We start from the raw sequence: 26,662 nt of genomic DNA on the forward strand, positions 1-26,662 counted from the left end.
CCTTGGGCCGCGCGCCGAGCCCTGCGCCCCGCGCCTGCGTCCCGCTCCCCGCGCCGCGCCTTGGGCCGCGTGCCGCGCCCTGCGCCCCGCGCCCGCGTCCCGCGCCGCGTCCCGCTCCCCGCGCCGCGCACCGGCCCCGCTCACGCGCCGCGCACAGCCTGGCTCCCCGGGCCCCACACGGGCTCCGCGCTTCGCGCCCTGCGCCCGCGCCCCGCTTCGCGCCCTGCGCCCGCGCCGCGCCCTGCGGCCCCGCGCACAGGCCCCGTGCCACGCGCCCCGCGCCGCGCACGGGCCCGCGCTCCGCTCCCTGCACGGGTCCCGCTCCCCGCGCCCTGCGCCTCGCGCCCTGCGCCCCGGGTCCCGCGCACAGGCCTCGCGCCGCCGCCCCGGGTCACGCTCTCTGCGCCGCGCACGGGCCCCGCGCCCGCGCACGCGTTCCGCGCCGCGCGGGAGAGAAGGCGAGGTCCGCGACACGAGGGCGGCCCAGTGGTGCGCGCGTGGCATTTCGCAGGTGCGCACGAGGTCGGGACCGCGGTGACGGGGCTCGAGGCTTCCGGAGCGACATTGCGGAGGGGCTTCGGCCACGCGATGGGCACGTCGATCGGATCGCGCACGGGCGGAGGGGACGGCGCGATGCGCACCTGCCACCGGGGATGAGCACCGAGCACCTGCTCGTGTCGCCCAGTGCGCCGCCGCAGGTTCCGAGGCGGCGCACTCCGCGGAGCCGAAGCTCCCCGAGAGCGAGCCCAGCGCGAGCGCAGCGAGCCAAGAGAACCGAGCACCCGCTCGTCGCCATGAGGGCCGCTGCGGCTTTTGAGGGGGTTCGGGTGGAGCGGAGCTCCCCCGGGCGAGCGTAGCGAGCTGGGGACACAGTGCAGCGAGCTATATACACTGCTCGGAATGGGTGGCACGCTGCTGATTACCAATGACTTTCCGCCTCGGCCGGGAGGGATTCAGCAGTTCGTGTACAACCTGGCCGTTCGGCAGCCGGGGGACGTCGTGGTGTACGCGTCTACCTGGAAAGGGGCCGGCAAGTTCGATGCCGAGCAGCCGTTCGAGGTGGTGCGGGAAGACACCGGGATGTTGTTGCCGACGCCTCGGGTGGCGCGGCGGGCGGCTGAGATTGCGCGTGCGCGTGGGTGTGACCGGGTGTGGTTCGGGGCGGCGGCGCCGCTCGGGTTGCTCGGGGAAGGGCTGCGGCGGCGGGCGGGGGTGGAGCGAGTCGTTGCGCTGACCCACGGGCACGAAGTGGGGTGGGCGGCGCTGCGGGGGGCGCGTGGGCTGCTGCGGCGGATTGCGCGTGGGGCCGACGTGGTCACGTACCTGGGGGAGTACACGCGGGTGCGGCTGGCGCGGGCGATCGGAGGGCTGACCGCGCTCGAGCGGCTGGCGCCCGGAGTGGACGTCGAGGCCTATGCGCCTGGGGTGGACGGGAGCGAGGTCCGGCGGCGGTACGGGCTGGACGGGCGGCCCGTCGTGGTCTGCGTTTCGCGGCTGGTGCCGCGCAAGGGGCAGGACGTGCTCATCCGAGCGCTGCCGAAGGTGAGGGCCGCCGTCGCGGATGCGGCGCTGCTGATCGTCAGCGGGGGGCCGTACCGGCGGGATCTCGAGCGGCTGGCCCGTGAGCACGGAGTCGAGCGGGACGTCGTGTTCACCGGGTCGGTGTCGTGGGCTGAACTGCCGGCGCACTACGCGGCGGGGGACGTGTTTGCGATGCCGTGCCGGACCCGGCGGCGTGGGTTGGACGTCGAAGGGCTCGGGATCGTGTACCTCGAGGCCTCGGCCACCGGGCTGCCCGTCGTCGCGGGGGACTCCGGTGGGGCGCCGGACGCGGTTCTGGAAGGGCAGACCGGGTTCGTGGTGCCGGGCAGAGACGTCGACCGAGTGGCCGGGCGGCTGATCGAGTTGTTGCGTGATCGCGAACTGGCCATGCGAATGGGGGCCGCCGGCCGGGCCTGGGTCGAATCCGAGTGGCGATGGGAAACACAGGCTGCGCGGTTGCACGCGCTTTTTGCACAGGAATAGCCGATCAGCGGACGACAATGCGGAAAACGGGCGAAGTCATTCCGGGAAATGACGCGGCCGGCTCGCCGGGGGTAAGAGTCGGAAAGCCGGCCGTCCGCGTGGTCCGGGGGTTGGAAAAAAGGGTCAGAAGCTCGGGGCGTCGGGGGCCTCGAGCAGGCCCAGGCGCAGCGCCGTCATCAGGGCCTGGGCGCGGTTGGCCGCGCCGAGCTTCTCGTAGAGCTTCGAGATGTGCGTCTTGGCCGTGGACTCCGAGACGAACAGCTGCTTGGCGATGCCGGCCACGCTCATGCCGTCGGCCAGCAGGCGCAGGACCTGGCCCTCGCGCGGTGACAGCTGCGGGCCGCTGGGTGCCAGGCGGCGCTTCATGGCCTCGGCCAGGTCGGCGGCGGTGAAGGCGCTGGGCGCCGAGGCGGCGTGGCGGGCCGCGGCGACCACCTCGTCGGCGGGGGCGGTCTTCGGCACGAAGGCCGAGGCGCCGGCCTCGAGCGCGCCGAAGAGCTGGTCGTCTCCGGCGTACATCGTCAGGACGACAATGCCCATGGTGTTGCTGGTCTTGCGCAGGGCGCGGGTGGCCTCCAGGCCGCTGCCGTCGGGCAGGCGGAGGTCCATGATCACGACGTCGGGCTGCAGGGCGCCGGCCTGGCGGATCGCCTCGGCGGCCGTTGCGGCCTCGCCGACCACCTCGAACTGGCGGTCGCGCTCGAACGCGTGCCGCAGTCCTCGGCGAATGAGATCGTGGTCGTCGACGAGCAGCACCTTGGTGCGAGTCGTCGGCGTCGCGGTAGTAGACATTCCCGGTGCTCTCTCCCTCTGGGTGCCTTAACGCTACCGCGCACGCGGTGCGGTTCCGAGCACGACCGCCACTGTGGTCCCATTCGGCACGCGTGGCGTGATCTCCAACCGGCCCCGGATACGTTCCGCCCTCTCGGCCATGATCGCAAGACCATACCGCCCGTCCGGGCGGTTTTCACCTATGCCGCTGCCATCGTCGGAGATTTCTACCTGTGCGAACGGTGGATCGACCGCGCACGTTACCCAAAGATTCTCCGCACCGGCGTGTTTCCGCGCGTTGGTGATGGCTTCCTGGGCGATGCGCAGCAATTCCGCCTCGACGGCGGCGGGCAGCCGGGCGGTGGTCTCGTCGAGCGAGAGGTGCACCCGCAGGCCGGCCGAGGCGCCGACGGTGCGGGCGTAGTCGGCGATCGCGGCGGTGAGGCCGCCGTAGCGGTCGACCTCGCTGCGCAGCTCGAACAGCGACAGGCGCAGCTCCGTGATGACCCGGGTGACCTCGGCGCGCAGGACGCGCAGCTCCTCCTCGGCGGCCCCGGCGTTGGGCAGCGCGGCGACGGCGTTGTCGATGCCGTAGCCGACCATGACGAGCTCCTGCGCCACGCCGTCGTGGATCTCGCGGGCCAGCCGCTGCCGCTCCTCGGTGGTGGCCAGCGACCGCACCTCGTCGAAGAGCAGTGCCGCCTCCAGCCGCAGCGCGGCCGGGCCGGTGACCGACTGGACCTTGGCGACCAGGGCCGGCGGGTAGGTGCCCGAGGAGTCGGTCTCGAGCACGATCAGCCCGACCGTGCGCACGCCCGCGATGAGCGGCACGACCATCGAGGAGATGCTGCCGCCGCCGACGACCGAGCGGGCCTGCGAGCGGCCCGAGACGACCGGCTGCTGGGTCGCCCAGGAGTCGGCGACGGCGCTCTCGGTGTCCAGCGCCGTCTCCCAGTCCAGCCGCTCGACGCCGGCCTGTGCCAGCACGACCAGCCGGCCGCCGCCGCTGCCGGACAGCACCGCGCCGCGGGTGGCGGGGACGATCGCGCGCACCTCGTCGAGCAGATGCTCGGCCAGGCCGCCGGGGTCCAGCGTCGCGCCGGGCAGCTGGCGGGCCACGCTGCGCAGCTGGGTGAGCAGGCGGGTGGCCTCGGCGTAGGGCTGCGGGGTGTCGTCGGGGCGGCGGGCCAGCAGTACCCGCTGCAGGATCGTCGCCTGGAACGCGGCGACGCCGGCGATGACGAGCCACTGCCCGCCCGCGGTCAGGTAGTTGCGGTCGTCGAGGCGGCCCTCGACGGCGCCGCCGACGACCAGCAGCGCGGCGGAGGCCAGCACGTAGGCGCCGGCCATCCGGCGGCCCTCCGAGAGCGCTGCGGCGACGATCGGCACCGGGAGGTACACCAGGAGGTATTTGGCGTCCCCGTTGAGCGTCGAGGCGGCGAAGGCGGTGATCAGCACCTCCGCCGTGCGCCCCAGCCGGGCCACCTCGTGCCCCTGCGGCGCGGCCGTGGCGACGAGCGCCGCGGCGAGCAGCAGCGCGAGCCAGAGCAGCTCGGCCGCCCGCACGCCGTCGGAGAGCAGCAACACGGCGACCAGCGCGAGGAGCAGCACGCGCACGGCCACGACCCCGGTGCGAGGTCGGGAGGCCGGAGCGGGGGTGCGGTCCTCGGCGCGCGCGGGGGTGCTCGCCAGGTCCGTCAACAGCGATCCCTTCAAGTCGTCAGCGCTCGTAGATCGCGGCGATGTCGCCCGCGTACTCCTTCATCACGACGTTCCGCTTCACCTTCAACGAAGGAGTGAGCTCGCCGGTCGCTTCGGTGAAGTCGCGGGGCAGGATGCGGAAGACCTTGATCGCCTCGGCCTTCGACACGGCCTGGTTGGCCTCGTCGATCGCCTTCTGGACCTCGGCGCGCAGCTGCTCGTCGTCGATGAGGTCCTCGACCGCGGTGCCCTCGGCCTTGCCGTTGTCGCGCAGCCAGGCCGGCATGGCGTCGGGGTCGATGGTGACCAGGGCGGCGATGAACGGCTGCCGGTCGCCGATGACCATGCACTGGCTGACCAGCGCGTGCGCCCGCACCCGGTCCTCGAGCACGGCCGGCGCGACGTTCTTGCCGCCGGCGGTGACGATGATCTCCTTCTTGCGCCCGGTGATGCGCAGGAAGCCGTCGTCGTCGAGCTCGCCGAGGTCGCCGGTGTGGAACCACCCGTCGGCGTCGATGGCCTCCGCGGTGGCCTCGGGGTTGTTCCAGTACCCCTTGAAGACGATGTCGCCCTGGACCAGGATCTCGCCGTCGTCGTCGATGCGGATGGTCACGCCGGGCAGCGGCCGGCCGACGGTGCCGATCTTCACGCCGTTGTCGCGGTTGGCGTTGGTGGCCGGGGACGTCTCGGTGAGCCCGTACCCCTCGTAGACGGTGACGCCGATGCCGCGGTAGAAGTGCGCCAGGCGCTCGCCGAGCGGTGCGCCGCCGGAGATGGCGCGGGTGCACTGGCCGCCGAGCGCGGCGCGCAGCTTGCCGTAGACGAGCCGGTCGAACAGCGCGTGCTGGGCCTTGAGCAGCAGGCCGGGGGAGGGGGTCGCGCTGTAGTCGATGGCCACGCGCTCGGCCCGCTCGAAGATCGCGCCCTTGCCGTCGGCCTGCGCGCGCTGCTTGGCGGTGTTGTAGACCTTCTCGAAGACGCGAGGCACGGAGAGTACGAACGTCGGCTTGAAGCTCTTGAGCGCCTCAGCCAGGTTCTTCGTGTCGGCCGTGTGCCCCATCGTGGCCCGGGCCTGCACGACGCCGATCTGGATCAGGCGGGCGAAGGAGTGCGCCAGGGGCAGGAAGAGCAGGGTGCGGGCGCCCTCGTTGAACAGCGAACGCAGCTCCGGGACGGCGTTGACGATGTCCGAGAGCATGTTGCGGTGGGTGATCATGCAGCCCTTGGGGCGTCCCGTGGTACCGCTGGTGTAGATGATCGTGGCGAGGTCGTCCGCCGCCGTCGCGGTGCGCCGCCGGTCCACGTCCTCGCGAGGCACCGCGGCGCCCTCGGCGACGAGCTGGTCGAGCGCGCCCCGCGGGCCGTCGATCTGCCACACGTGCGCCAGGGCGGTCGCGCCGTCGCGCACCTGCTCCACGGCCTCGCGGTGTGCGTCGGTCTCCACGAAGCAGGCCACCGCGCCGGAGTCCTGCAGGATCCACGCCACCTGCTCGGGGCTGGAGGTCTCGTAGATCGGCACGGTGACGGCGCCGCAGGTCCAGATCGCGTAGTCGACGAGGGTCCACTCGTAGCGGGTCTTGCACATCAGCCCGACCCGCTCGCCCGGCTCGATGCCGGCCGCCAGCAGGCCCCGGGCCAGCGCCACGACCTGGTCGAGGAACTGCGCGCAGGTGACGCCCTGCCACGCGCCGTCCACCAGGCGCTCGAACTGCACCGTGTCGGGGGCAACGGCGGCGTTGTCCCAGACGGGGTCGGTCAGCGTGGCCGTCTCGGCGATGATCACCGCGGCGGGGACGGAGAACTCGCGCACGTCCGACTCCTTATTTGACTCGCTTATTACCACTTCGTTTCCGTACCGGGAACCTACCTGTAGGTGTATCGGCTCCGGCGCGGGCCCGCCAGGCGGTGAGCCGACGCTCCGCGGTCGCGGCGGCAGAGGTAGCCTGCCACGCATGGCCGACACTTCGACGCAGTCGATCGTCATTGACGCGACCCCGGATCGGGTCGCCGCGGTCATCGCCGACTTCGCCCGCTACCCGGAGTGGGTCGCGGCGGTAAAATCGGTCGAGGTGGTCGAGGAGTATGAGGACGGTTACGCCAGTCAGGTCCGCTTCGCGCTCGACTCCGGCCCGGTGTCCGACGAGTACACCCTGCAGTATGAATACGCCGAGGACCTGAGCCGCATCGAGTGGAGCCTGGTGGCGCCGTCGAAGATGCAGAAGCAGCAGGACGGCTCCTACGACATTACCGCCAACCCCGACGGCACTTCCACGGTGACCTATTCGCTGTCGGTGGAGCTGGCGATCGGCATGCTCGGCATGTTCAAGCGCAAGGCCGAGAAGATGATCATGGACACCGCGCTCAAGGAGCTCAAGCGCCGGGTCGAGGCGGGCTCATGAGGGACCCGCGCGAGGAGGCCGAGCGCCTCGTCGCCGCCGCGCTGGCGGCGGCGTCGATGGCGGCGCGCAGTACCGCCGGATTCGCCACCGGCTCGGCCGAGTGCTGCGTCTGCCCGCTGTGCAAGGCCATCGCCGCGGCCCGCGACCCCGACCCGGACTTCGCCGAGCGGCTGGCCACGGGCGCGGGCGACCTGGCCGCCGGGGTCGCCTCGGTGCTGCGCGCCTTCGGCGAGCGCGTGTCCGACAAGGCTCCGGATGACGATTCGTCAACTTGGCGGTCGGCCACCCGGGAAACGTCAACCACCGACAGCGACGTCGCAGAGGATGACCCCGACAAGGCGTAAGCCGGGTACGAAAGGAGCTTGCCGCAGTGGGGCTGACCATCGGCGTCGACATCGGCGGTACCAAGGTGCTGGGTGGTGTCGTCGACTCCGCGGGCGACGTGCTGGTGCAGACCAGGCGCGACACGCCGGCGCAGGACCCGGGCGAGACCGCCGACCGCATCATCGAGGTGATCAGGGAGCTGTCCGCCGGGCAACAGGTCGAGGCCGTCGGCATCGGCGCGGCCGGCTGGGTCGACGAGACCCGCTCGATCGTGCAGTTCGCGCCCAACCTGGCCTGGCGCAACGAGCCGCTGCGCGACAAGATCCAGCAGGCGGTCGGCCTGCCCACCGTCGTGGAGAACGACGGCAACGTGGCGGCCTGGGCCGAGTTCCGTTTCGGCGCGGCGCACGATGCCGACGACTCGATGGTGTTGTACACCGTGGGCACCGGCATCGGCGGCGGCATCATCCTCGGCGGCCGCCTGATCCGCGGCGCGCACGGCGTGGCCGGCGAGCTCGGCCACACGATGATGGTCCCCGACGGCCACCCGTGCGGCTGCGGCCGGCACGGCTGCCTGGAGCAGTACACCAGCGGCAACGCCCTGGTCCGCTTCGCCCGCGCCGACGCACGCACCCGCCCCGAGGCCGCCGAGCGCCTGCTGCAGCTGGCCGGCGGCGACCCGGACGCGATCAAGGGCCCGGCCGTCACCGAGGCCGCCCGGCTCGGCGACCCGGTCGCGACCGGAGCCTTCGAGCAGGTCGGGCACTGGCTCGGCGTGGCGTTCGCCGACATCGTCCAGACCCTCGACCCGCAGGTGATCGTGGTCGGCGGCGGCGTGATCGACGCCGGCGACCTGCTGCTCAAACCGGCCCGGGCCAGCTACGAGGAGCAGCTCGCCCAGCGCGGCCGGCTCCCCGTCGCCGAGGTCCGCCCGGCGCTCATGGGCAACCTGGCCGGCGTCGTCGGAGCGGCGGACCTGGCCCGTATGTGAGGCGTACATGACGAAGATCAGGGTGCTTTCGTACAACCTGCACGGGCTGAAGGACGACCGGCGCGCACTCGCGTCGGCCGTGCGGGAGGCCGCGCCGGACGTCGCGATCCTCCAGGAGGCGCCCCGGCGCTTCCGATGGCGGCAGAAGTCCGCGGACCTGGCCCGCGAGCTCGAGCTGGTCATCGCCGGCGGCGGGCTGCCGGCGCTGGGCAACCTGATCCTCACCAACCTGCGGGTGCGCGCGCTCGAGGAGTGGAACGTGCGCTACCCGCTGACCCCTGGCCGGCACATGCGCGGCGCCGTCTTCGTGCGGTGCCGCGTGGGCCGGTCGACGTTCGTGGCGGCGGGCTCGCACCTGTCCACCGACGCCGCCGAGCGCCCGGCGCAGGCCGCCCTGCTCAAGCAGCACATGGACGAGGCCGCCGACCCGCTGCTCTTCGCCGGCGACCTGAACGAGAACTCCGGCGGCGCGGCCTGGCGCATGATCGCCGACGGCCTGACCGACGCCGCGGGCCCGGACGAGCGCCCGACCTTCCCGGCCACGGCCGCGCGCGAGCGCCTCGACGCGATCTTCGCGGACCCGCGCTTCAGGGTCCTGCAGTACGACGTGATCGACACGCCGCAGACCCGCGCCGCGAGCGACCACTTCCCGATCGTCGCCGACCTCGAGCTCGACGCCTGACGGCGGCGGTCGGCGCGGCGCGCGCAGCTGCGCAAAGGGCCCTGTGGCCGTCGGTGCGCGAAAGTTCGGTACTGGACAAAACGGGGACTCTCGGAAGAGGATTCCGCGGTGAGCGCTGACGGTCGGTTCGATGATCTTGCCGGGAACGCTACGCATTGGCGGGACGGCGAGCCTGTGTACGACCGGGGTGACACGGTCTGTGTGATCGGGGCCGGCGGCACCGGGCTCACCGCGATCAAGAACCTCCGTGAAGCCGGGTTCGGGGTCGACTGCTACGAGCGCGAGACCGGCGTCGGCGGCGGGTGGAACTGGCGGCACGACCGCAGCCCGGTGTACGCGAGCACGCATCTGATCTCGTCGAAGCCGTTCACGCAGTTCCCGGACTTCCCGATGCCCGACGACTGGCCGGACTACCCGCACCACACGCAGATGCTGGCGTACTTCGAGAAGTACGCCGACCACTTCGCGCTGCGCGACCACATCTGGTTCGGCACCGAGGTCGCGCGGGTGGAGCCCGCCGAGGACCCGGGCGGCGGGCCGCCGCGGTGGGACGTGACGGTCAAGGGCTCGCGCGGCGGTGCGCCGCGGACCATGCGCTACTCGGCGGTGGTGGCGGCCAACGGGCACAACTGGGCGCCGAAGATGCCCGAGTACGACGGGCTGGCGGAGTACCGCGGCAAGATCATCCACGCCAGCCAGTACAAGGACGCGGCACAGCTGCGCGGGCGGCGGGTCCTGGTGATCGGGGCCGGCAACTCCGGGTGCGACATCGCGGTCGAGGCGGCGCAGCAGGCCGCCAAGTGCTGGCACTCGACGCGGCGGGGGTACTGGTACGCGCCGAAGTTCGCGCTGGGGCGCCCCGCGGACCAGGTCAACGACAAGGTCCTGGCGATGCGCCTGCCGACGAAGATGCGCCAGTGGCTGCTGCACCGCACGATCAACATGACGGTGGGCGACCTGACCCGGTTCGGCCTGCCGAAGCCCGAGCACGGCATCCTCGAGATGCACCCGCTGGTGAACAGCCAGCTGCCGTACTACCTCGGGCACGGCGACATCACCGCGGTACCGGACGTGCGGCACTTCGAGGCGCACGAGGTCGTGCTCACCGACGGGCGCGTGATCGACCCCGACCTGGTCGTGATGGCCACCGGGTACATGCCGAAGTTCGAGTTCCTCGCGCCGGAGCTGCTGTCCACCGACTCGGCCGGGCGGCCGCGCCTGGCGCTGCAGATGCTGTCCCGCACGCACCCGACGCTGGCCGTGGCCGGGCTGCTGCAGCCCGACTCGGCGCTGTTCACGCTGTCGCACTGGCAGGCGGTGTTCATCGCGCAGTGGCTGCGGGTGCTCGACGCCGCGCCGGAGCGGGCGCAGGCGATCTGGGCGCGGATGCGGGGCGACGGCGACCGCCGGTACACCTCCCGGAAGGTCACCGACTCGACCCGCCACTGGTTCGAGGTGAGCCACTTCGTGTACCTGCAGGAGCTGGAGAAGACCCTGCACGAGCTGGAGGCCGTCCGTTGACGACGCGGGTGATGCGATCGCAGGAGTGGGCGGACCCGCCCAAGCCGGTGCGGCGCGAGGTGCTCGACGCTCAGCCTTCCTCCGGGGGTACCGCGACGCCGGTGCTGTTCGTGCCCGGCTACGGCCACGGCGCGTGGGCGTTCGCGCAGCACTGGCTGGAGCACACGGCGGAGCGGGGCTTCCCGGCGTACGCCATGAGCCTGCGCGGCCACGGCGGCAGCGGGCCGGCGCCCGAGGCCCGGCTGTGCGACTACGTCCACGACGTCACGCAGGTCGCGGCGTCGCTGCCGCGGCAGGCGGTGCTCGTCGGGCACGGCGCGGGCGCGCTCGTGGTGGCGATGGCCATGGCCCGCTACCCGGTGCGCGCGGGCGTGCTCGTCGCGCCGGTCTTCGGCGGGCTCGGCACGGCGTTCGGGCTGCTCGGGCGCAACCCGGCGGGCACGCTGCCGGGCGCGTTCGGCGGGCGGGTGTCGCTGCGGCGCGAGCAGCTGTTCAGCCGGGCGCTGCCGGGCAACCAGGCCCAGACGTACGCCCAGCGGCTCCAGCGGGTCCCGGGCGGCGCACAGCGCCAGCTCCTGCGGCGCCAGCAGCCGGAGGCGCCGGTAGGCGCGCCGCCGGTGCTCGTGGTGGGCAGCCCGGACGACCGGGTGGTGTCCGGCTCGGCGCTGGAGTGGGTGGCGCGCCGCTACGGCGGCTCCCCCCTGCTCTTCCCGGGCATGGGGCACGACCTGATGCTCGACGCCCGCTGGCAGGAGCCGATCGACGCGATCGCCGACTGGCTGGAGAAGGTGCGCTGACCAGGGCCTAGACCCGGGCGCCGTTGTCCGGGTCGTCGTCCTCCTCGTCGCCGGGGCGCAGCCGCAGCACGAGCGTGACGAACCCGGCCAGCACGCCGGCGAAGCCCAGGAACAACGCCGCCTGCGAGCCCAGCGGGAGCACGTCGGGCCAGAAGAGCAGGACCAGGCCGGCGGTCAGGGCGAGGATGGCGACGATCGTGACCGGCGCGACGCGGGGCAGCGGCGGCGGGGGCGGGGGCGTGTACCCCTCGTCCTCCTCGTCGTCGCCGGGCAGGTCGTTGCCGAACGTGTCCAGGCTGTCCAGCAGCGACCGGTCGACCACGTCCGACGGGCGGCGAAGCGACGTGCGCGGCGCCGGCTCGGTGTCCATGTCGGGCGCGGCGGTGCTGGAGGAGTCCAGGTCCTCGGCGGCCGGCCACGGCGCGGCGACCGTCGGGTCGACGGTGGTGTGGAAGCCGGCCACGATCGCGGCGAAGGCGTCCTCGTCGGACTGCTGCGGCTCCGCGGCCGGCGCCTCGACCGGCGTGTGCTGCTCGGGCACCGCCGCCGTGAGCTGGGCCAGGTAGTCCTGAGCGGTGGCCAGGTGGTCGCGGTCGGCGTAGAGCCGGTCGGTCGGCCGTGCGGGCAGCGTCGTGGTCCGCGTCAGCGGATGCAGATCGGAGGCAGGCTGGAGGTATGCCGCGATGCCGCCCTCGGCCAGCATGTCGAGCAGATGCTCCCCGATGCGGGGGTCGACGTCGCCCACCACCGCGTATTCCTGCGCCACCAGGCCGTTGTCCCGCCGACCGCGCCGCGCCCCACCCCCTGGCACAGCTCGCCCCTCCCCGCGGCCGCCCTCGCGACGACCGGGTGCGCCGCGAAAAAACCGCTGACCGAAATCCTGACATGCCCGGCCGTCGTTCCGGGAGTGCGTTGTGGTGTGCCGTACTGCTTCGTAGGCTCTTTGCGACGGTCATCACCGATTGTCGCGCGATCCCGAAAGGGCGGCCGTGCTCTACTGGCTCCTGAAGTACATCGTCCTCGGACCTTGGCTGAAGCTCGTCTTCCGCCCAAAGGTTGAGGGGGTCGAGCATGTCCCGGACGAGGGACCGGTGATCATCGCCAGCAACCACCTCTCGTTCGCAGACTCGATCTTCATGCCGCTGAGCATCAGGCGGCGCGTCACCTTTCCGGCCAAAGCGGAATATTTCACCGGCAAGGGGCTCAAGGGCTGGCTCACGAAGCTGTTCTTCGCGGGCACCGGCCAGGTCCCGATCGACCGCTCCGGCGGCAAGGCGGCCCGGGCCGCGCTCGAGGTCGGCCTCAACATCCTGCGGGCGGGCGGGATCTTCGGCATCTACCCGGAGGGCACCCGGTCGCCGGACGGCCGGCTGTACCGCGGCAAGACCGGCGTCGCCCGCCTGGCCCTGGAGTCCGGGGCGCCGGTCGTCCCCGTCGCCATGATGAACATGGACAAAGTCCAGCCGATCGGGCAGAAGCTACCCAATCTTCGCCGCGTGCACATCAAGTTCGGCCCGGCGCTCGACTTCTCCCGGTATGCCGGAATGGCCGGCGACCGGTTCATCGAGCGCGCGGTGACCGACGAGATCATGTACGAGCTGATGACGCTGTCGGGCCGGGAGTACATCGACATGTACGCCCAGAAGGTCAAGAACGCGCAGGCGTCCCCGCCTACGCCGGCGGAGCCTGTGGCGGCGTGAGGCCGGCCAGCTCGAGCAGGCGGGGGGTGCCTGCCTGCTCGGCGAAGGCCACCAGCTCGGCCCGCCATGGCTCGATGCGCTCGTCGCCGCTGCGGCCCAGCGCCTGCACGGCCCAGGCCACCGACAGGATGCGGGCGGAGTTGTTCGGGATGTCGCCGTAGAGCTCCGCCGCGGCCAGGTGCATGTCCGCCGCCCGGGCGTGGTCGCCGTCGACGAACGCGATCGCCCCGGTGATCGTGCGCAGCGACGCCTCCACCCACGGGGTGCGGTGCGGCACGTCGGCGAGCATGTCGCGGATCGCCAGCATCGCCACGCGGCCCGACAGCACGGCGGCGTGCGCGGTGGCGTCGATCCACTCGCCGCTGGCGATCGCCCGGACCTCCCGCCACGTCTTGGCCAGCTCCACGATGAGCGCCTCGGCGTCGCGGTCGCGGCCCTGCAGGGCGCGGCACAGGGCGCCGTGGCCGAGCGCCACCCACTGCAGGCGGTAGAAGCCGCTGCGACGGCCGGCCGCGACCGTCTCCTCGACGTCGTCGCCGCCGTCGTCGCCGCGCAGCGTGCGGATCCAGGCGCGCACGCCGCGCACCTGCAGGTCCCACTCGCCGCCGGGCTCGGCCATGGCCGCCTCGGCCGCGGCGACGTAGGCCGGCCAGTCGCCGGTGAAGTACGCCGACTGCGCGACGTCGGAGTACCCCGTGGCGAGCGTGTGGCTGCCGGGGACGGCGTGGCGGCTGTCGTCCAGCATCGCCGCCGCGGCGGTCCAGTCGCCGTCCTCCAGCAGCGCCCACGAGACGTTGCGCAGGGCCCGGTGCTCCGACAGCAGCCGGCGCTCGCGGCTGACCTCCAGCGCCGACTGCAGCTCGACGAGGCCGGAGCGGTCGCCGGCCTGGAACAGCGCGGTGCCGATCGTGATCCGCGCGCCGGTCGCCACGTCGACCAGGCCCAGCCGGTCGGCGATCTCCGCGGCCGCGCTGGCCGCCGCGACCGCCGGCTCGACCTCGAAGTTCAGCATGTGCAGGCGGCCCAGCTCGGCGTAGGCGTCGGCCTTCTGCGGCCCGTCGGGCAGCTCGTCGAAGAGCTCCACCGCGCGGTCGAGGCAGGACAGCGCGTCGAGCCGGTCGGCGCGCAGCCAGGCGGCCTGGCCCCTGACCGTCCACGCGCGGGCCGCGCCGGCCTGGTCGCCGGCCGCGTAGAGCCGCTCGGCGAGCCCGACGAGCCGGTCGGCGCCGCCGGTGCCGAGGAAGGCCTCCGGGTTGGCGTAGAACGCGATCTCGGTGTTCAGCTGCTCGATCCGCAGCCGCTCGAGCGCGTCGGTGGAGTCGTCGCACAGCGCGAGGGCCTTGCCTGCGTGCGCCGTGGCGGCCTCCAGCGCGTGCAGCGCATAGGCGCGCCGGGCCGCGCGGTGCATCGCGTCGCGCGCGGGGACGCTGTAGCGCGCCGCGTCCAGGCCCAGGGAGCGGGCGATCTCGTACGCCGTGAAGCGGTGGTTGGCGACCACCTCAGCGAGGTCGGTGTCCCGGTCGGCGGCCACGTTGAAGAGCCACTCGGCGGTCAGCTCGTGCCGTGCCACGCGCTCCGTGCGGGGCAGCCGCTGGTAGCAGACGTCCCGCACCAGGACGTGGCCGAAGCGGTACTCCGTCTGCCCCTCCATCGTGGAGGCAGCCTGCTCGTGGATGAGGTCGCGCTGCTCGAGCCGGCGCAGCGAGCGCTCGATGCCGTCGGCGGGGCGGCTCATGGCGGCGCCGACCGCGCCCGGCCAGAAGTTCATGCCGACCACGGCGGCGGCCTGCAGCACGGCGCGGTCGGCCGCGTCGAGCAGGTCGACCCGGTTGGCGATGACGGCGTGCACGCTGTCGGGCATCGGCAGCTGGCGCCCGAGCGCGTCGGTGGCGGGCAGGTTGCCCTGTTCGGCGAGCATCCGGGTGTACTCGAGCGCGTAGAGCGGGTTGCCGTCGGCCAGCTCCACCAGGGAGCTCAGCGACTGCGACGGGAAGCTCGCGGCGCCCAGCAGGTGTGCGTACATCGTGGCGATCTCGGCGTCGCGCAGCGGCGGCAGCGTGATCGACACCGCGCCGGCGACGGCGCCCGCCCAGCTCGGGTTGCGCTCCAGCAGCTCCGGCCGCGCGGTGCACAGCAGCAGCAGCGGCACGTCGCGCACCGAGGCGCCGAGCCGCTCCACGAAGCGGACCATCGACTCGTCGGCCCAGTGCAGGTCCTCGAAGACCAGGACCGTCGGGCGGTGCGCGGCCAGCGCGACGACGAAGCGCCGCCACGCCGACTCGGTCTCGTCCGGCGCGAGCTTGGGCCCGGGCAGGCCGACGAGCGGGCTGAGCGCCTCGGCGAGCCGCTCGGCCTCGGACGGCCCGACGATCGCGGCCAGCGCCGTGTCCAGCCGCTCGCGGGTCGTCTCGGCGGTGTCGGTGTCGAGGATGCCGGCCTGCGCCTTGACGATGTCGGCCAGCGCGGCGTACGTCACGTTCTCCCCGAACGGCGGGCACCGCCCGGTCCGCCAGGCCACGGGCGCGTCGAAGAGCCGCTCGGCGTGCAGGAACAGCTCGTGCACCAGCCGGCTCTTGCCGATGCCGGCGTGCCCCAGCACCGTCACCAGCTGCGGCGTGCGCTCCCGCAACCCCCGGTACAGCGCGTTGACCAGCAGGCTCAGCTCGTGTGTGCGGTTGACCAGCGGGGTCGAGCCCGCCTCGCGGTCCGGGTGGTTGCGCCGCAGCGGCGCGAGGGCCAGCCAGACCTCGGTCGGCGTGGAGCGCCCGCGCAGCGTCGCCGGCGGCTGGGCCTCGTAGCGGATCGAGGCCTTGGTCAGCGTGTAGGTGCTGCCGCAGACCAGCACGCCGCCGGGCGGGGCGAGCGACTGCAGCCGCGAGGCGGTGTTGACCACGTCGCCGGCGACGATCGCCTGGCCGCCGTCGCGGGCCGCGGCCACGTCGACGAGGGCCTCGCCGGTCGCGACGCCGACGCGGAAGCGCAGCTCGCGCTCGCCCTCGCCGGTGCTGGCGTAGCGGGCGAGCACCCGCTGCAGCTCCAGGCCGGCGCGCACGCAGCGCACCGCGTCGGTCTCGGTGGCGACGGGTGCGCCGAAGAGCGCCATGACCGCGTCGCCGATGTACTTCTCCACGACGCCGCCGTACTGCCCGATGACCTCGCGGGCGGTGGAGAAGAAGCTCTTCTGCAGCTCGCGCACCAGCTCGGGGTCGGCGCGCTCGACGTACGGCGTGAAGTCGATCAGGTCGACGAACAGCACGCTGATGCGCCGGCGGTCCTCGCTGCGCGCCGCCGGGATGGCCGGCACGGACGCGCGGCCGGTGGCCCGCTCGGTGCGGATCAGGCCGCGCGCCGCCGTGGTGTCGGCGCGGGGCGTGCCGCAGCCGGTGCAGAACACGGCGTCGGGGGAGAGCGTCCGTCCGCAGGTCGGGCACGGCGGGCTCAGCTCGGCGCCGCATCCGCCGCAGAACCGGTCACCCTCGCCCGCCTGGCGGCCGCAGCGTGCGCACTGACTGGAAATCGCCGACACTCCCTCGCCGTGTGAGAACCCATCCTCACACGTCGGCGGCCGGGGCGGCCAGGTGTCCGAAATGGCACCCCGCACCCCGGCCGTCCAGCCGATGTCATGCCATCCTGTCAGGCCATTTAAGCCGGCCTAAAGGATGGCGAAGGTCATCGATCGGGCATGCCCGCCCGTCGCCGCAGCGCGCCCAGATCGGTCACCACGATCCGCCGGCCCTCGGTGCGCAGCCAGCCTCGGCTGGCGAACGAACCGATCGCCTGGTTGACGCTCTGCCGAGAGCCGCCGGCCATCTCGGCGAGCTGGCTCTGGTTGAGCTCGATGGTGACCATCGGCGCGGTGGTCTCGCCGGCGAGGCGGACCAGCGTCTTGGCGACCCGGCCGGGCAGGTCCAGGAAGACGTGGTCGGCGTTCTGCTCCGTGAGCCGCCGGATGAGCAGGCCCAGCGAGCGCATGACGGCGTCGAGGATCCGCGGGTTGGCGTGGACCAGCTCGATGAACGCGTGCCGGGACAGCGCCAGGGCCTGGCAGTCCTCGATCGCCTCGGCCGACGCCGAGCGCGCCGCGCCGTCGAGCAGCGACACCTCGCCGATCGTGTCGGGCGGACGGATGACCGACAGCACCGCGCGTTCGCCGGTGGGCGCGGTCCGGAACACCATCACCGCACCGCGCTTGAGCACGATGAGCGACTCGCCCGGATCGTTTTCGACGAACAGCAGCTGGCCTTTGCGGTATGTCCGTGGCACCGCTGCCTGGATGACCCGTTGACGCACATCGGGCTCCAGACCACTGAACATTTCCACACCGGTCAGTGCGTCGCCGGGATCTGGCAGCCGACCCTCCACGGTCAAACCCCTCCCGGTTCAGCGTGATCGGACTCGCGATCACGTTAGGTGATCACGAAGACAGTACGAAACTTCTACCAGATCATGACTGGCGTGTCGGAGTCTGTACATCCCCCGCATCGGCTCACCGACAGCGCCGTTCATGAGTCCGCAGGCAGGCTAGTGCCACCACGCAAACCGCTGGGGGGCGGGGGGCATGGCACGGTCGCGGCCGGGCCCCGGATGGTGCGAGCATCCGGGTCCCGGCCGCGAGTTCATCGAGTACCGGGTGCGGCGCTGCGTAACGTCGCACGGTGCGCAGCGTGGCCGGCCCGTGCATTCCGCCGGACCGCGGTGCACGGCGGCCCGGGATCAACGGTGGCCAATTTCGTCGGCAATGGGTGCCCGCGCGCCGCGGGTCCGGTTTCGCGGCCGGCACGCGCCCGGCCGTGCCGCCGGCGCCGAGCGGGTCCATCGGCACGGCGGCACCGCACTGTGATCTCCGCGGCCGCGATAGGGCAGGATGTATCCGGTGGCGGCGTATCGGTACTTCTATGACTGCGAGTTCATCGAGGACGGGCGGCTCATCGACCTCGTCTCGATCGGCGTCGTCGACGAGCACGGCCGCGAGTACTACGCGGTCTCGACCGAGTTCGACGACTCCCGCGCCGTCTCCTGGGTGCGCCGCAACGTGCTGGACAAGCTCCCGTCCCCGTCGGACAAGGCGTGGCGCTCGCGCGAGCGGATCCGCGCGGAGCTGCTGGACTTCCTGACCGAGCCGCTGCGCAAGGGCGAGGCGGACGAGCTGGAGCTGTGGGCGTGGTACGCCGCCTACGACCACGTCGCGCTGGCCCAGCTGTGGGGCTCGATGCCGGCGCTGCCGCGCGAGATCCCGCGCTTCACGAAGGACCTGCGCCAGCTCTGGGACGACGCCGGCCGCCCCCCGCTGCCCGTCGCGGAGGGCCGCCACGACGCCTTGGTGGACGCCCGCCACAACCTGGCGCGCTGGCGCGTGATGCACGGCTGACGTGGGCTTTGCCCGATAAGTCGGGCGCTGGCGCGCCACGACTTATCGGATTTATCGCCCGCCGGGAGAAGTACCCGAAGTTGCGGTGGCTGGCAGCGGCTTCAGCAGGCGCAGGGCCAGGTAGAGCGGGAACCCGATCGGCGACAGCAGGATCGTCAGCACCATCACCGGCGCCATGAGCAGCGGGTGCAGGCCCCGCCGCCGGCTGTCCAGGTAGATCCAGCGGCCGATGAACAGGTCCCACGCGATCACCTGGGCCCACACCGCGGCGACGACGTCGTCGCTCGCGAGCAGCGCCTGCACGCCTGCCAGATCCGGGTTGAGCATCTCCCGTGCGAAGTCGCCGAAGGCCGGCGCGATCGCGAACACCCACACGACCAGCGTGGGCAGGACGATGAGCGGGGAGGAGACGGTACGGTGCGCCCAGCGCCACGTGGGCGTCAGGATCATGAGGGCCCAGAAGGGTACCGTGACGAGAAATGCCAGCTGGAACAGCGTCTCGGCCATCAGACGGCCTCGACCGGGACGGCGGGGGCGGCGGGCCGCACCGGCTCGGGGGAGCCGGTGGAACGCGCCGGGGCGGTGACCGCCCAGGCCGCGCCGGCCGCCGTGGCCACCAGCAGCGCTCCGGCCGCGGCGAGGGTCAGGGCGTCCGGGTGTACCAGCGACTGGCCGCGCAGCGCCTGCCACGTGACGAGGACGGTCAGGCCGCCGTGGAAGAGGCCGGCGACTCCGGTCAGGCGGGTGCGCACGCGGTCGTTGCGCAGCCGGGCGAAGCGGCGGGCCAGCAGCGTCAGCGCGAGGGCGAACAGCGGCAGCGCCTGCAGCGCGTGCATGCCGATGAAGTGCCCGGCGCGCAGGTCGCCGCCGGTGGTGCTCCAGTTGACCAGCGGCAGGCCGGGGCCGCCGTCGGCCACGCCGACGCTGTGCGCGCCGATGATCGTCGGGTCGTCCTGCGCGAGCTCGGCGTCGGTCGGCAGTGTCATCAGGAAGCCCACCGCCATGCCGACGAGGGCCACGATGATGCCCAGCCGCACGGCCAGCGCGTTCGCGCGGTCCGGCATGCGCTGCATGAGCAGCAGGATCGCGAGGATCAGCGTCGCCACCCAGGCGGTGGCGATGGTGGCGCCCATGACGTTGTACAGCACGCCGTCGAGCGGGGTCTGGAAGTTGAAGTGGCTCTGACGGCCGCGGGCCGCCTGGCCCACGATGACCGCGATCTCGATCAGCATCGCGCCGGCGACGACGGTGCCGAGCCACCAGCCGAAGCGGCTGCGGCGCCCGGCCAGCAGCCCCAGCATCCACGCGATCGTGGTGCCGTAGACGGCGATCGACAGCGAGAACTTGAACGGCTTGAGCCAGATCGGCACGCCGAGCAGCGTGCGGTCGTCGGCGAAGATGCCGACCGCGGCGAAGAGGGCCAGGGCGGCCATGAGACCGGCTACCACCATGAGGGGCCGGTGAAGTCGAGCGACACGCATCGGATGCTCCCGGTAAAATGGATAGCGGTGCTGTCTGCTATTGGCAAGGTACACTATCCATATCAAGGTCGGAAGGAGTTCCATGCGCATCGCGGAGCTGAGTCGGCAGACCGGTGTTCCCGTGCCGACGATCAAGTACTACCTGCGTGAGGGGCTGCTGCCGGCCGGCGAGCTGACGAGCCCGAACCAGGCCCGCTATGACGATCGCCACGTCCAGCGGCTGCGCCTCGTGCGGGTGCTGCTGGACATCGGCCGGCTGCCGATCGCCACGATCCGTCACCTGCTCGTGGCGCTCGACGAGCCGGACCCGGACGTGCACAACGTGCTCGGGCAGGCGCTGCCGATGGCGGTCGGCGGCAAGGACTCCGTCGATCCCGAGGTCGTGCAGGCGGCCCGCACCCGCGTGGACAAGCTCGTCGACGAGCGCATGTGGATGGTCGGGCGAAACGCTCCCGCGCGGCAGGCCGCGGCCGAGGTGCTCGCCGCGTTTGAGCAGGTCGGGGCCGATGTCGGGGTACTTTTGGACCAGTACGCGGACGTCGCGGAGACCATTGCGGCGCACGATCTGGACTTCGTCGGGCGCGCCCGCGACGCGGAGGGCATGCTCTATTACGCGGTCGTCGGCTCCATCCTCGGCGACACGTTGCTGGCCGCGCTGCGGCGTATGACGCAAGAACACGAGTCTGCGAAGAAGTTCGGGATCCGCGGGGACGACTGCTGAGGGTTCAGCTGGAGCGACTACAGTGCGCTGTGAATCGGCAGCGTCGCCATGAGCGGGTACCTCCGGCTCGACCGCGCCCGTCCGCTCGGTCGAGCACGCAACCAGGAAGGCAAGATCAAGCATGCGTATCGGCGTACTGACCGGGGGCGGCGACTGCCCCGGCCTCAACGCGGTCATCCGTGCCGTGGTCCGCAAGGGGATCTCCACCTACGGCCACGAGTTCGTGGGCTTCCGTGACGGTTGGCGTGGTCCCCTCGAGGGCATCACGCGCGAGCTGGGCATCGCTCAGGTCCGTGGCATCCTTCCGCGCGGCGGCACGATCCTCGGGTCGTCCCGCACCAACCCGTTCAAGATCGACGGTGGCGTCGAGCGGATCAAGTCGAACCTGGCCGACCTGGGCGTCGACGCCCTCGTGGCGATCGGCGGCGAGGACACGCTCGGCGTGGCCGCCAAGCTGACCGACCTCGGCGTCAACGTCGTCGGCGTGCCGAAGACGATCGACAACGACCTCGGCGCGACCGACTACACCTTCGGCTTCGACACCGCCGTCAACATCGCCATGGAGGCGATCGACCGGCTGCACACCACCGCCGAGTCGCACCACCGCACGCTCGTCGTCGAGGTCATGGGCCGCCACGCGGGCTGGATCGCCCTGCACGCGGGCCTGGCCGGCGGCGCCAACGTGATCCTGCTGCCGGAGCGGCAGTTCGACGTCGACCAGGTCGCGGGCTACGTCGAGAAGCGCTTCCAGACGCAGTACAGCCCGATCGTCGTCGTCGCCGAGGGCGCCCAGCCGCTCGACGGCCAGATGGTGCTGCACAACCAGGAGCTCGACTCGTTCGGCCACGTCCGCCTCGGCGGCATCGGCCAGTGGCTCGCCGAGCAGCTGGAGGCGAAGACCGGCAAGGAGGCCCGCACCGTCGTGCTCGGCCACATCCAGCGCGGTGGCACGCCGACCGCCTTCGACCGCGTCCTGGCCACCCGCTTCGGCCTGCACGCGATCGACGCGGTGCACGAGGGCGACTTCGGCAAGATGGTCGCGCTCCAGTCGACCGACATCGTGCGCGTCCCGCTCGCCGACGCCACCCGCGAGCTCAAGACGGTGCCCGTCGAGCGGTACACCGAGGCCGAGGTCTTCTTCGGCTCCTGATCGCCAGTTCGTACGCCTGGGGCCGCCGTCCGGTGGCCCCAGGCCCGTCGTTGGGGGAGTGCAGCCTTGCGCACCATCGCGGTCTTCGGCGCCGGCAAGCTCGGCGAGGTCCTGCTGTCCGGCCTGCTGCGCGCCGGATGGTCCGCCGAGCGGCTCATCGCCACGGCGCGGCGTCCGGAGCGGGCGGAGGAGCTTTCGCAGCGGTACGGCATCAGGGTCGTCGACAACGAGACCGCGCTGCTCGAGGCCGACGTCGTCACCGTCGCCGTGAAGCCGCAGGACGCCGGCGCCCTGCTGGCCGACATCGGCCCGAAGATGCCCGCGGGCAAGCTCCTCGTGTCGCTGTGCGCCGGCCTGCCCACGGCGTTCTTCGCCAAGCACCTGCCCGAGGGCACCCCCGTCGTGCGCGTGATGACCAATACCCCGGCGCTCGTCGACGAGGCGATGACCGCGATCTCGGCCGGCCCGCACGCCACCGCCGAGCACCTCGCCGTCGCCGAGGAGATGTTCCGCCCGCTCGGGCGCACCATCCGGGTGCCCGAGTCGCAGCAGGATGCGGTCACCGCGCTGTCCGGCTCCGGCCCGGCGTACTTCTACTACCTCGTCGAGGCGATGACCGACGCCGGCATCCTGCTCGGCCTGCCCCGCCAGGTGGCGCACGACCTCATCGTGCAGACCGCCATCGGCTCGGCGATCATGCTGCGCGAGTCCGGCGAGCACCCGGTCAAGCTGCGCGAGGCGGTCACCTCGCCGGCCGGCACCACGATCAACGCCATCCGGGAGCTGGAGAAGCACGGCGTGCGCGCCGCTCTGCTGGCCGCCCTCGAGGCCGCCCGCGACCGCGCCCGGGAGCTTGCCGCGCAGAGCTGATCATCGTCGCGGGTGTATTTTGCCGCGGTGACCATTGTCTGTGGCTGCTGCGGCGCCGAGCTCGGCGAGGTGCCGACCGTGTGGGCCTTCTCCGCCCCGGACTACTGGGGTGCGCCGGAGGCGGGCAGCGAGTCCTTCCTCGAGGACGAGCTGTGCTGCATCGACGCGCCCGAGCTGGACGAGCGGCACTTCTTCATCCGGGGCCTCATCGAGGTTCCGGTGCGCGACAGCGACGAGCACCTGACGTACAACGTCTGGGTCAGCCTGAGCCCGGCGAACTTCGAGCGCGCGGTCGAGCGCTGGGACGACCCGGCCCGCGACGAGGAGAAGCCCTACTTCGGCTGGCTTTCCAACAACATTCCCGGGTACCCCGACACGCTGCAGCTCAAGACCCGGGTGCATACTCGGCAGCCGGGCCTGCGCCCCCTGGTGGAGCTCGAGCCGACCGACCACCCGCTCGCCGTCGAGCAGCGCGACGGCATCGACGCACATCGCCTCGCCGAGGTCGCCAAGGTGTGCGGCGGGTGAAGACGCCGTTCATTCAGGCATTCACCGTTGTTGACGTCTTCGGCAGTGATCTACCTTCATTACCAACAGTTAGCTGACGTGTACCCACGACGCACAGGGCAACCCCCCGTGCCTTCGCGTCGTGGTCACCGTGCCCGGCGCCTTCCCCACCTCCCCCCCGAGGTTCGCCGAGAGCGCGGCGTAAGGCCCGCCGTCGACCGCAGAGGTGGTCGGCGGCGGCTTTGCGGCGGCCTGTCCGCAGGGCGGCCTGTGCGGCTTTGCCGCGGTTGGCCGATGCTGATGCAGAATGTTCGGGTGCGATTCGAAACAAGCCGGGCGCTGGACGCGATCGAACGTCGACTGACCGTCGACCCGCTGGCCGCCGGCGGCGTCATCGACCTCGTGGACGCGGCCCGCAGCGTGGACCTCGACGGCGGCCGCCCGGCCGCCCTGCTGCGCCTCGGCCAGTACATCGACGCGCTCAGCCGCCGCCTGGGCGACGGCAACACGGCTCTCTACGCCATCACCGAGCGCGGCGCGATGTCCGACACCGACTTCACGTCCAACGAGCGGATGGTCCTGCGCCGCTGGTCCGACGACGGCCTCATCGAGATGCTGCCACCCGGCGCGCGCGTCAACGCCCGCGTCCGCGAGGTGGCACACCTGACCGGCGTCCCGGTGATCAGCCGCTCCCCGCTACCCGGACACCCCGGCCCGGTCTACCTGACCACCGGCGCCCCCGGCAACCTGGAGCTCACGCTGGCCCCGGCGACGGGCGCGACGCGGACGCATCCGGTGCTGCAGCGGTACTGGCGCTGCCCCGCCAGCGACTGCCCGGTCCTCGGCCGCCCGCCGTCCGGCGGCGCGGGCCAGGCCCCACCGGCCCTGCCGAGCGGCGCCCCCATCTGCCCCCGCCACGGCGACCGCCTGATCGACTCGGGCCCCCGCCCGCCGGCCATGATGCTGGCGGTGCGCATCAACAGCCAGGTCCGCGCCCGTTTCCCGGTCACCGCGGTGCGCCCGGTGGTGGTCGGCCGCGCCCCCGACGACCAGCAGGGCGTGACAATCGGCAACTGGCTGGACGACGAGTCGAGCCGCCGCGTGAGCCGCAACCACCTCCGTTTCGAACTGCGCGACGGCATGCTGCTGGTCACCGACGTGAGCACGAACGGCGCGGCGATCCTGGCCCGCACCGGCCCGACGGCGCCGCCGCGGGAGATGGACCTCAACCGGGGTGAGCCCAAGGCCCTGGGGGAGTGGGACGAGGTCGAGATCTACCCGGAGATCACGGTCGGGCGGGCCGACCGGCCGCCGGCGGACGCCCCGACGGGCAGCGCCCCCGCCTCGGTCATGGCAGACGCCCCGACGATCGCGCTCCGCCTTCCACCCCCTCGCTGATCGGGGCTTTTGCCCGATAAGTCGGGCGCTGACGCGCCACGACTTATCGGATTTATCACCTGTCAGGCGAAATATCGGATAAATGCGGCGCGCCAGCGCCGTATTTATCCGATTTGTATACCCGCCCGGGGTATGTGGCCAACGCCACTGGTAAATGCGTTGCCGCGCGGTGATGCGGCGAGCTACCTTTCCGATCGTGATCGCGACGACCGCCCTTCTGGAGCACGGCCTGCTGGCCGGCTCGGCGGTCGCCTGGGCGCCTTCAGCGCTAGACGCGGCGCTAGAGGCCGGCCTGCGACGCTGACCCTCCTCCCGCAGCATCCTGCGGAACCGACGGAGGAGGGTGAGCCGGCCGAGCCGGACGCCCGCCCGTGTGCAAAATGCACGAACGAGGACCGGCTCGCCTGAGGGTTCTGCGCATCCATAGCCACAAATCCACTGTGGAGTGTCAGATGGCCAAGCAGGCGTTCACGAGGAACAAGCCTCATCTCAACATCGGCACGATGGGTCACGTCGACCACGGCAAGACGACCCTGACGGCCGCCATCACCAAGGTGCTCGCGGAGCGGTACCCGTCGGTCAACCGGTACACCTCGTTCGAGGGGATCGACCGGGCGCCGGAGGAGATCACGCGCGGGATCACCATCAACATCGCGCACGTCGAGTACGAGACGGCGACGCGGCACTACGCGCACGTCGACATGCCGGGGCACGCGGACTACGTCAAGAACATGATCACCGGGGCGGCACAGGTGGACGGGGCGATCCTCGTCGTCAGCGCGGTGGACGGGGTCATGCCGCAGACCCGCGAGCACGTGCTGCTCGCGCGGCGGATCGGGGTGCCGTACCTCGTCGTGGCCATGAACAAGGCCGACGCGGTCGACGACCCGGAGCTGCTGGACCTCGTCGAGCTCGAGGTGCGGGAGCTGCTGAGCGAGTACGGGTTTCCCGGCGACGAGCTGCCGATCGTGAAGACGAGCGCGCTCAAGGCCCTCGCCGGCGACCCGGCGTGGGTGCAGTCGGTGGTCGACCTGCTCGAGGCCGTCGACGCGTACGTGCCGCTGCCCGAGCGGGTGACCGGCGAGCCGTTCCTGATGCCGATCGAGAGCGTGCTCACCATCACCGGGCGCGGGACGGTCGTCACCGGGTCGGTCGAGCGCGGCACGCTCGTGCTCAACACCCCCGTCGAGGTGATCGGGCTGGGGCCCACCCAGTCCAGCGTGGTCACCGGGATGGAGATGTTCGGCAAGCAGCTCGACAGCGCGCAGGCCGGCGACAACGCGGCCCTGCTGCTGCGCGGCATCCGCCGGGGTGAGGTGCAGCGCGGGCAGGTGGTCGCGCTGCCCGGCTCGGTCGCGCCGCACCGGCGGTTCAAGGCGCACGTGTACGCGCTGACGACCAAGGAGGGCGGCCGGCACACGCCGTTCTTCGCCAACTACCGGCCGCAGTTCTACTTCCGTACCACGGACGTGATGGGGTCGGTCGACCTCGGCGACGTCACGATGGTGATGCCGGGCGACACGGTCGACCTGACCGTCGAGCTCGGCAAGCCGATCGCGATGGACGTCGGGCTCGGCTTCGCCATCCGCGAGGGCGGCCGGACCGTCGGCGCCGGCACGGTGACGGAGCTGTTGGACTAGCCGGGACCCGTAGGGGACAACCAGGAGAGATTGGGAAGGGTGCTGCGATGAGCGCCCTTCCCAGTCTCACCAACGAGGACCACGTGCAGGGGTTGCCCAGCGCGCCGCTCACCCTCGTGGAGTACGGCGACTACGCCTGCCCCGAAACCGGCCGAGCGTTCGGCGTCGTGGAGCGGCTCCAGCTGGCCTTCGGCGACGAGCTGCGTTTCGCGTTCCGGCACTTCCCGCTGGTGGACGAGTTCCCCCGGGCGATGCCGGCCGCCCTGCTCGCCGAGGCCGCCGCCGACGCCGGGGCGTTCTGGGGCATGCACGCGCTGCTGCTGTCCCACCAGGACACCCTCGAGGACGTGGACCTGGCGCGGTACGCCGACCAGTTCGGCCTGCCCGACACGGGCGGCCGGCGTTCACACCAGGAGCGGGTGGAGCGCGACATGCGCAGCGGCCGCGCCAGCGGCGTCACGAGCAGCCCGTCCTTCTTCATCAACGGCGTCATGCACGAGGAGGGGTTCGGGTTCGACGCGCTCAGTGTGGCACTACGCCGTGTGATTGGCGGGTGAGAACAGGGTGAACCCGTTCGATTGCCCAGACGGTCACGGGACCAGCACCCTACGATCTT

General features: G+C 72.2%; 22 protein-coding genes and 2 pseudogenes. 16 read left to right on the plus strand and 8 right to left on the minus strand.

The genetic code is table 11. The features are described 5' to 3' along the window. The first annotated feature begins 900 nt into the window (after positions 1-900). Complete coding sequence (locus tag ABD901_RS28145) at positions 901-2,025, plus strand: glycosyltransferase family 4 protein (protein ID WP_345130924.1); 1,125 nt, start codon at positions 901-903, stop codon at positions 2,023-2,025. Positions 2,026-2,148: 123 nt separating this feature from the next. Here ABD901_RS28145 and ABD901_RS28150 read toward each other — a convergent pair whose 3' ends face one another. The 3 genes from ABD901_RS28150 to ABD901_RS28160 all read right to left on the minus strand — a co-directional run bounded on the left by ABD901_RS28150 (position 2,149) and on the right by ABD901_RS28160 (position 6,307). After that, the gene (locus ABD901_RS28150; protein ID WP_345130927.1) at positions 2,149-2,817 is read right to left on the minus strand and encodes a response regulator transcription factor; all 669 of its coding nucleotides are present in this window, start codon (positions 2,815-2,817) and stop codon (positions 2,149-2,151) included. A gap of 33 nt (positions 2,818-2,850) precedes the next feature. Continuing rightward, on the minus strand, positions 2,851-4,407 hold the full coding sequence (locus tag ABD901_RS28155) for a sensor histidine kinase (RefSeq protein ID WP_380139992.1): 1,557 nt from the start codon (positions 4,405-4,407) through the stop codon (positions 2,851-2,853). Between the two features lie 109 nt (positions 4,408-4,516). Continuing rightward, positions 4,517-6,307 carry an AMP-dependent synthetase/ligase gene (locus ABD901_RS28160; protein WP_345130930.1) on the minus strand — a complete coding sequence of 597 codons (1,791 nt, stop codon included), beginning with the start codon at positions 6,305-6,307 and terminating at the stop codon, positions 4,517-4,519. A gap of 142 nt (positions 6,308-6,449) precedes the next feature. Between ABD901_RS28160 and ABD901_RS28165 the strand changes: the two genes are divergently transcribed. The 6 genes and pseudogenes from ABD901_RS28165 (at position 6,450) to ABD901_RS28190 (ending at position 11,211) form a co-directional block, all read left to right on the plus strand. Next, a complete protein-coding gene (locus tag ABD901_RS28165) occupies positions 6,450-6,896 on the plus strand; it encodes an SRPBCC family protein (protein ID WP_345130932.1) in 447 nt (148 codons plus the stop codon). Then, positions 6,893-7,213: pseudogene (locus tag ABD901_RS28170) on the plus strand (hypothetical protein); the annotation flags it as partial. The gene ABD901_RS28165 and the pseudogene ABD901_RS28170, both read left to right, overlap by 4 nt. A 53-nt stretch (positions 7,214-7,266) precedes the next feature. Continuing rightward, positions 7,267-8,211, plus strand: coding sequence for an ROK family glucokinase (locus ABD901_RS28175; RefSeq protein ID WP_345130934.1), 945 nt, complete (start codon positions 7,267-7,269; stop codon positions 8,209-8,211). A 7-nt stretch (positions 8,212-8,218) separates the two neighbouring features. Further along, the gene (locus tag ABD901_RS28180; protein WP_345130936.1) at positions 8,219-8,893 is read left to right on the plus strand and encodes an endonuclease/exonuclease/phosphatase family protein; all 675 of its coding nucleotides are present in this window, start codon (positions 8,219-8,221) and stop codon (positions 8,891-8,893) included. A 108-nt stretch (positions 8,894-9,001) separates the two neighbouring features. Further along, the gene (locus ABD901_RS28185; protein WP_345130938.1) at positions 9,002-10,414 is read left to right on the plus strand and encodes a flavin-containing monooxygenase; all 1,413 of its coding nucleotides are present in this window, start codon (positions 9,002-9,004) and stop codon (positions 10,412-10,414) included. A gap of 11 nt (positions 10,415-10,425) precedes the next feature. Continuing rightward, the gene (locus tag ABD901_RS28190) at positions 10,426-11,211 is read left to right on the plus strand and encodes an alpha/beta hydrolase (protein ID WP_345130940.1); all 786 of its coding nucleotides are present in this window, start codon (positions 10,426-10,428) and stop codon (positions 11,209-11,211) included. Positions 11,212-11,418: 207 nt separating this feature from the next. Here the strand turns inward: ABD901_RS28190 and ABD901_RS28195 are convergent. Further along, positions 11,419-12,022 (minus strand): annotated as a pseudogene (locus ABD901_RS28195) (DUF308 domain-containing protein); the annotation flags it as partial. A gap of 178 nt (positions 12,023-12,200) precedes the next feature. On the opposite strand from ABD901_RS28195, the gene ABD901_RS28200 reads away from it, so the two are divergent. Next, complete coding sequence (locus tag ABD901_RS28200) at positions 12,201-12,911, plus strand: lysophospholipid acyltransferase family protein (RefSeq protein ID WP_345130944.1); 711 nt, start codon at positions 12,201-12,203, stop codon at positions 12,909-12,911. On the opposite strand, the gene ABD901_RS28205 is transcribed toward ABD901_RS28200, so the two are convergent. Together ABD901_RS28205 and ABD901_RS28210 are read right to left on the minus strand one after the other, a co-directional pair. Continuing rightward, positions 12,883-16,437 (minus strand): AAA family ATPase, encoded by a 3,555-nt coding sequence (locus tag ABD901_RS28205; protein WP_345130946.1) that lies wholly within the window; start codon positions 16,435-16,437, stop codon positions 12,883-12,885. The two genes, ABD901_RS28200 and ABD901_RS28205, sit on opposite strands and share 29 nt — an antisense overlap. 143 nt (positions 16,438-16,580) lie before the next feature. Beyond that, positions 16,581-17,273 carry a Crp/Fnr family transcriptional regulator gene (locus ABD901_RS28210; RefSeq protein WP_345130948.1) on the minus strand — a complete coding sequence of 231 codons (693 nt, stop codon included), beginning with the start codon at positions 17,271-17,273 and terminating at the stop codon, positions 16,581-16,583. 511 nt (positions 17,274-17,784) lie between these two features. Between ABD901_RS28210 and ABD901_RS28215 the strand changes: the two genes are divergently transcribed. Then, positions 17,785-18,279, plus strand: coding sequence for a polyadenylate-specific 3'-exoribonuclease AS (locus tag ABD901_RS28215; RefSeq protein ID WP_345130950.1), 495 nt, complete (start codon positions 17,785-17,787; stop codon positions 18,277-18,279). 51 nt (positions 18,280-18,330) lie between these two features. Here ABD901_RS28215 and ABD901_RS28220 read toward each other — a convergent pair whose 3' ends face one another. Both ABD901_RS28220 and ABD901_RS28225 read right to left on the minus strand, forming a co-directional pair. Continuing rightward, positions 18,331-18,786: an ABA4-like family protein gene (locus tag ABD901_RS28220; protein WP_345130952.1), complete on the minus strand. Its 456-nt coding sequence runs from the start codon at positions 18,784-18,786 to the stop codon at positions 18,331-18,333. Next, positions 18,786-19,730, minus strand: coding sequence for a hypothetical protein (locus ABD901_RS28225; protein ID WP_345130954.1), 945 nt, complete (start codon positions 19,728-19,730; stop codon positions 18,786-18,788). Before ABD901_RS28225 ends, ABD901_RS28220 begins: the two co-directional genes overlap by 1 nt. Positions 19,731-19,842: 112 nt before the next feature. Between ABD901_RS28225 and ABD901_RS28230 the strand changes: the two genes are divergently transcribed. The 7 genes from ABD901_RS28230 to ABD901_RS28260 all read left to right on the plus strand — a co-directional run bounded on the left by ABD901_RS28230 (position 19,843) and on the right by ABD901_RS28260 (position 26,603). Further along, positions 19,843-20,481: a MerR family transcriptional regulator gene (locus ABD901_RS28230; protein WP_345130957.1), complete on the plus strand. Its 639-nt coding sequence runs from the start codon at positions 19,843-19,845 to the stop codon at positions 20,479-20,481. A 121-nt stretch (positions 20,482-20,602) separates the two neighbouring features. Further along, positions 20,603-21,631, plus strand: a complete 1,029-nt coding sequence (locus ABD901_RS28235) for a 6-phosphofructokinase (RefSeq protein ID WP_345130959.1) — start codon at positions 20,603-20,605, stop codon at positions 21,629-21,631. A 66-nt stretch (positions 21,632-21,697) separates the two neighbouring features. Further along, the gene (gene proC / locus ABD901_RS28240; protein WP_345130961.1) at positions 21,698-22,501 is read left to right on the plus strand and encodes a pyrroline-5-carboxylate reductase; all 804 of its coding nucleotides are present in this window, start codon (positions 21,698-21,700) and stop codon (positions 22,499-22,501) included. A 27-nt stretch (positions 22,502-22,528) separates the two neighbouring features. Then, positions 22,529-23,029, plus strand: a complete 501-nt coding sequence (locus tag ABD901_RS28245; protein ID WP_345130963.1) for a DUF2199 domain-containing protein — start codon at positions 22,529-22,531, stop codon at positions 23,027-23,029. A 294-nt stretch (positions 23,030-23,323) separates the two neighbouring features. After that, a complete protein-coding gene (locus ABD901_RS28250) occupies positions 23,324-24,406 on the plus strand; it encodes an FHA domain-containing protein (protein ID WP_345130965.1) in 1,083 nt (360 codons plus the stop codon). Positions 24,407-24,858: 452 nt separating this feature from the next. After that, positions 24,859-26,046, plus strand: coding sequence for an elongation factor Tu (gene tuf, locus ABD901_RS28255; protein ID WP_345130968.1), 1,188 nt, complete (start codon positions 24,859-24,861; stop codon positions 26,044-26,046). Positions 26,047-26,093: 47 nt separating this feature from the next. Further along, entirely contained in the window at positions 26,094-26,603 is a 510-nt protein-coding gene (locus ABD901_RS28260) for a DsbA family protein (RefSeq protein ID WP_345130970.1), read from the plus strand. The last annotated feature ends 59 nt before the right edge of the window (positions 26,604-26,662 follow it).

The organism is Dactylosporangium darangshiense (assembly GCF_039537565.1).
Taxonomy (GTDB): Bacteria; Actinomycetota; Actinomycetes; order Mycobacteriales; family Micromonosporaceae; genus Dactylosporangium; species Dactylosporangium darangshiense.

Excerpts from the sequence above, each read along its gene's own strand:
- ABD901_RS28145 (WP_345130924.1), top strand. The coding sequence starts at position 901 with ATGGGTGGCACGCTGCTGATTACCAATGACTTTCCGCCTCGGCCGGGA.
- ABD901_RS28150 (WP_345130927.1), bottom strand. The coding sequence starts at position 2,817 with ATGTCTACTACCGCGACGCCGACGACTCGCACCAAGGTGCTGCTCGTC.
- ABD901_RS28165 (WP_345130932.1), top strand. The coding sequence starts at position 6,450 with ATGGCCGACACTTCGACGCAGTCGATCGTCATTGACGCGACCCCGGAT.
- ABD901_RS28180 (WP_345130936.1), top strand. The coding sequence starts at position 8,219 with ATGACGAAGATCAGGGTGCTTTCGTACAACCTGCACGGGCTGAAGGAC.
- ABD901_RS28190 (WP_345130940.1), top strand. The coding sequence starts at position 10,426 with ATGCGATCGCAGGAGTGGGCGGACCCGCCCAAGCCGGTGCGGCGCGAG.
- ABD901_RS28220 (WP_345130952.1), bottom strand. The coding sequence starts at position 18,786 with ATGGCCGAGACGCTGTTCCAGCTGGCATTTCTCGTCACGGTACCCTTC.
- ABD901_RS28225 (WP_345130954.1), bottom strand. The coding sequence starts at position 19,730 with ATGGTGGTAGCCGGTCTCATGGCCGCCCTGGCCCTCTTCGCCGCGGTC.
- ABD901_RS28230 (WP_345130957.1), top strand. The coding sequence starts at position 19,843 with ATGCGCATCGCGGAGCTGAGTCGGCAGACCGGTGTTCCCGTGCCGACG.
- ABD901_RS28235 (WP_345130959.1), top strand. The coding sequence starts at position 20,603 with ATGCGTATCGGCGTACTGACCGGGGGCGGCGACTGCCCCGGCCTCAAC.
- tuf (WP_345130968.1), top strand. The coding sequence starts at position 24,859 with ATGGCCAAGCAGGCGTTCACGAGGAACAAGCCTCATCTCAACATCGGC.
- ABD901_RS28260 (WP_345130970.1), top strand. The coding sequence starts at position 26,094 with ATGAGCGCCCTTCCCAGTCTCACCAACGAGGACCACGTGCAGGGGTTG.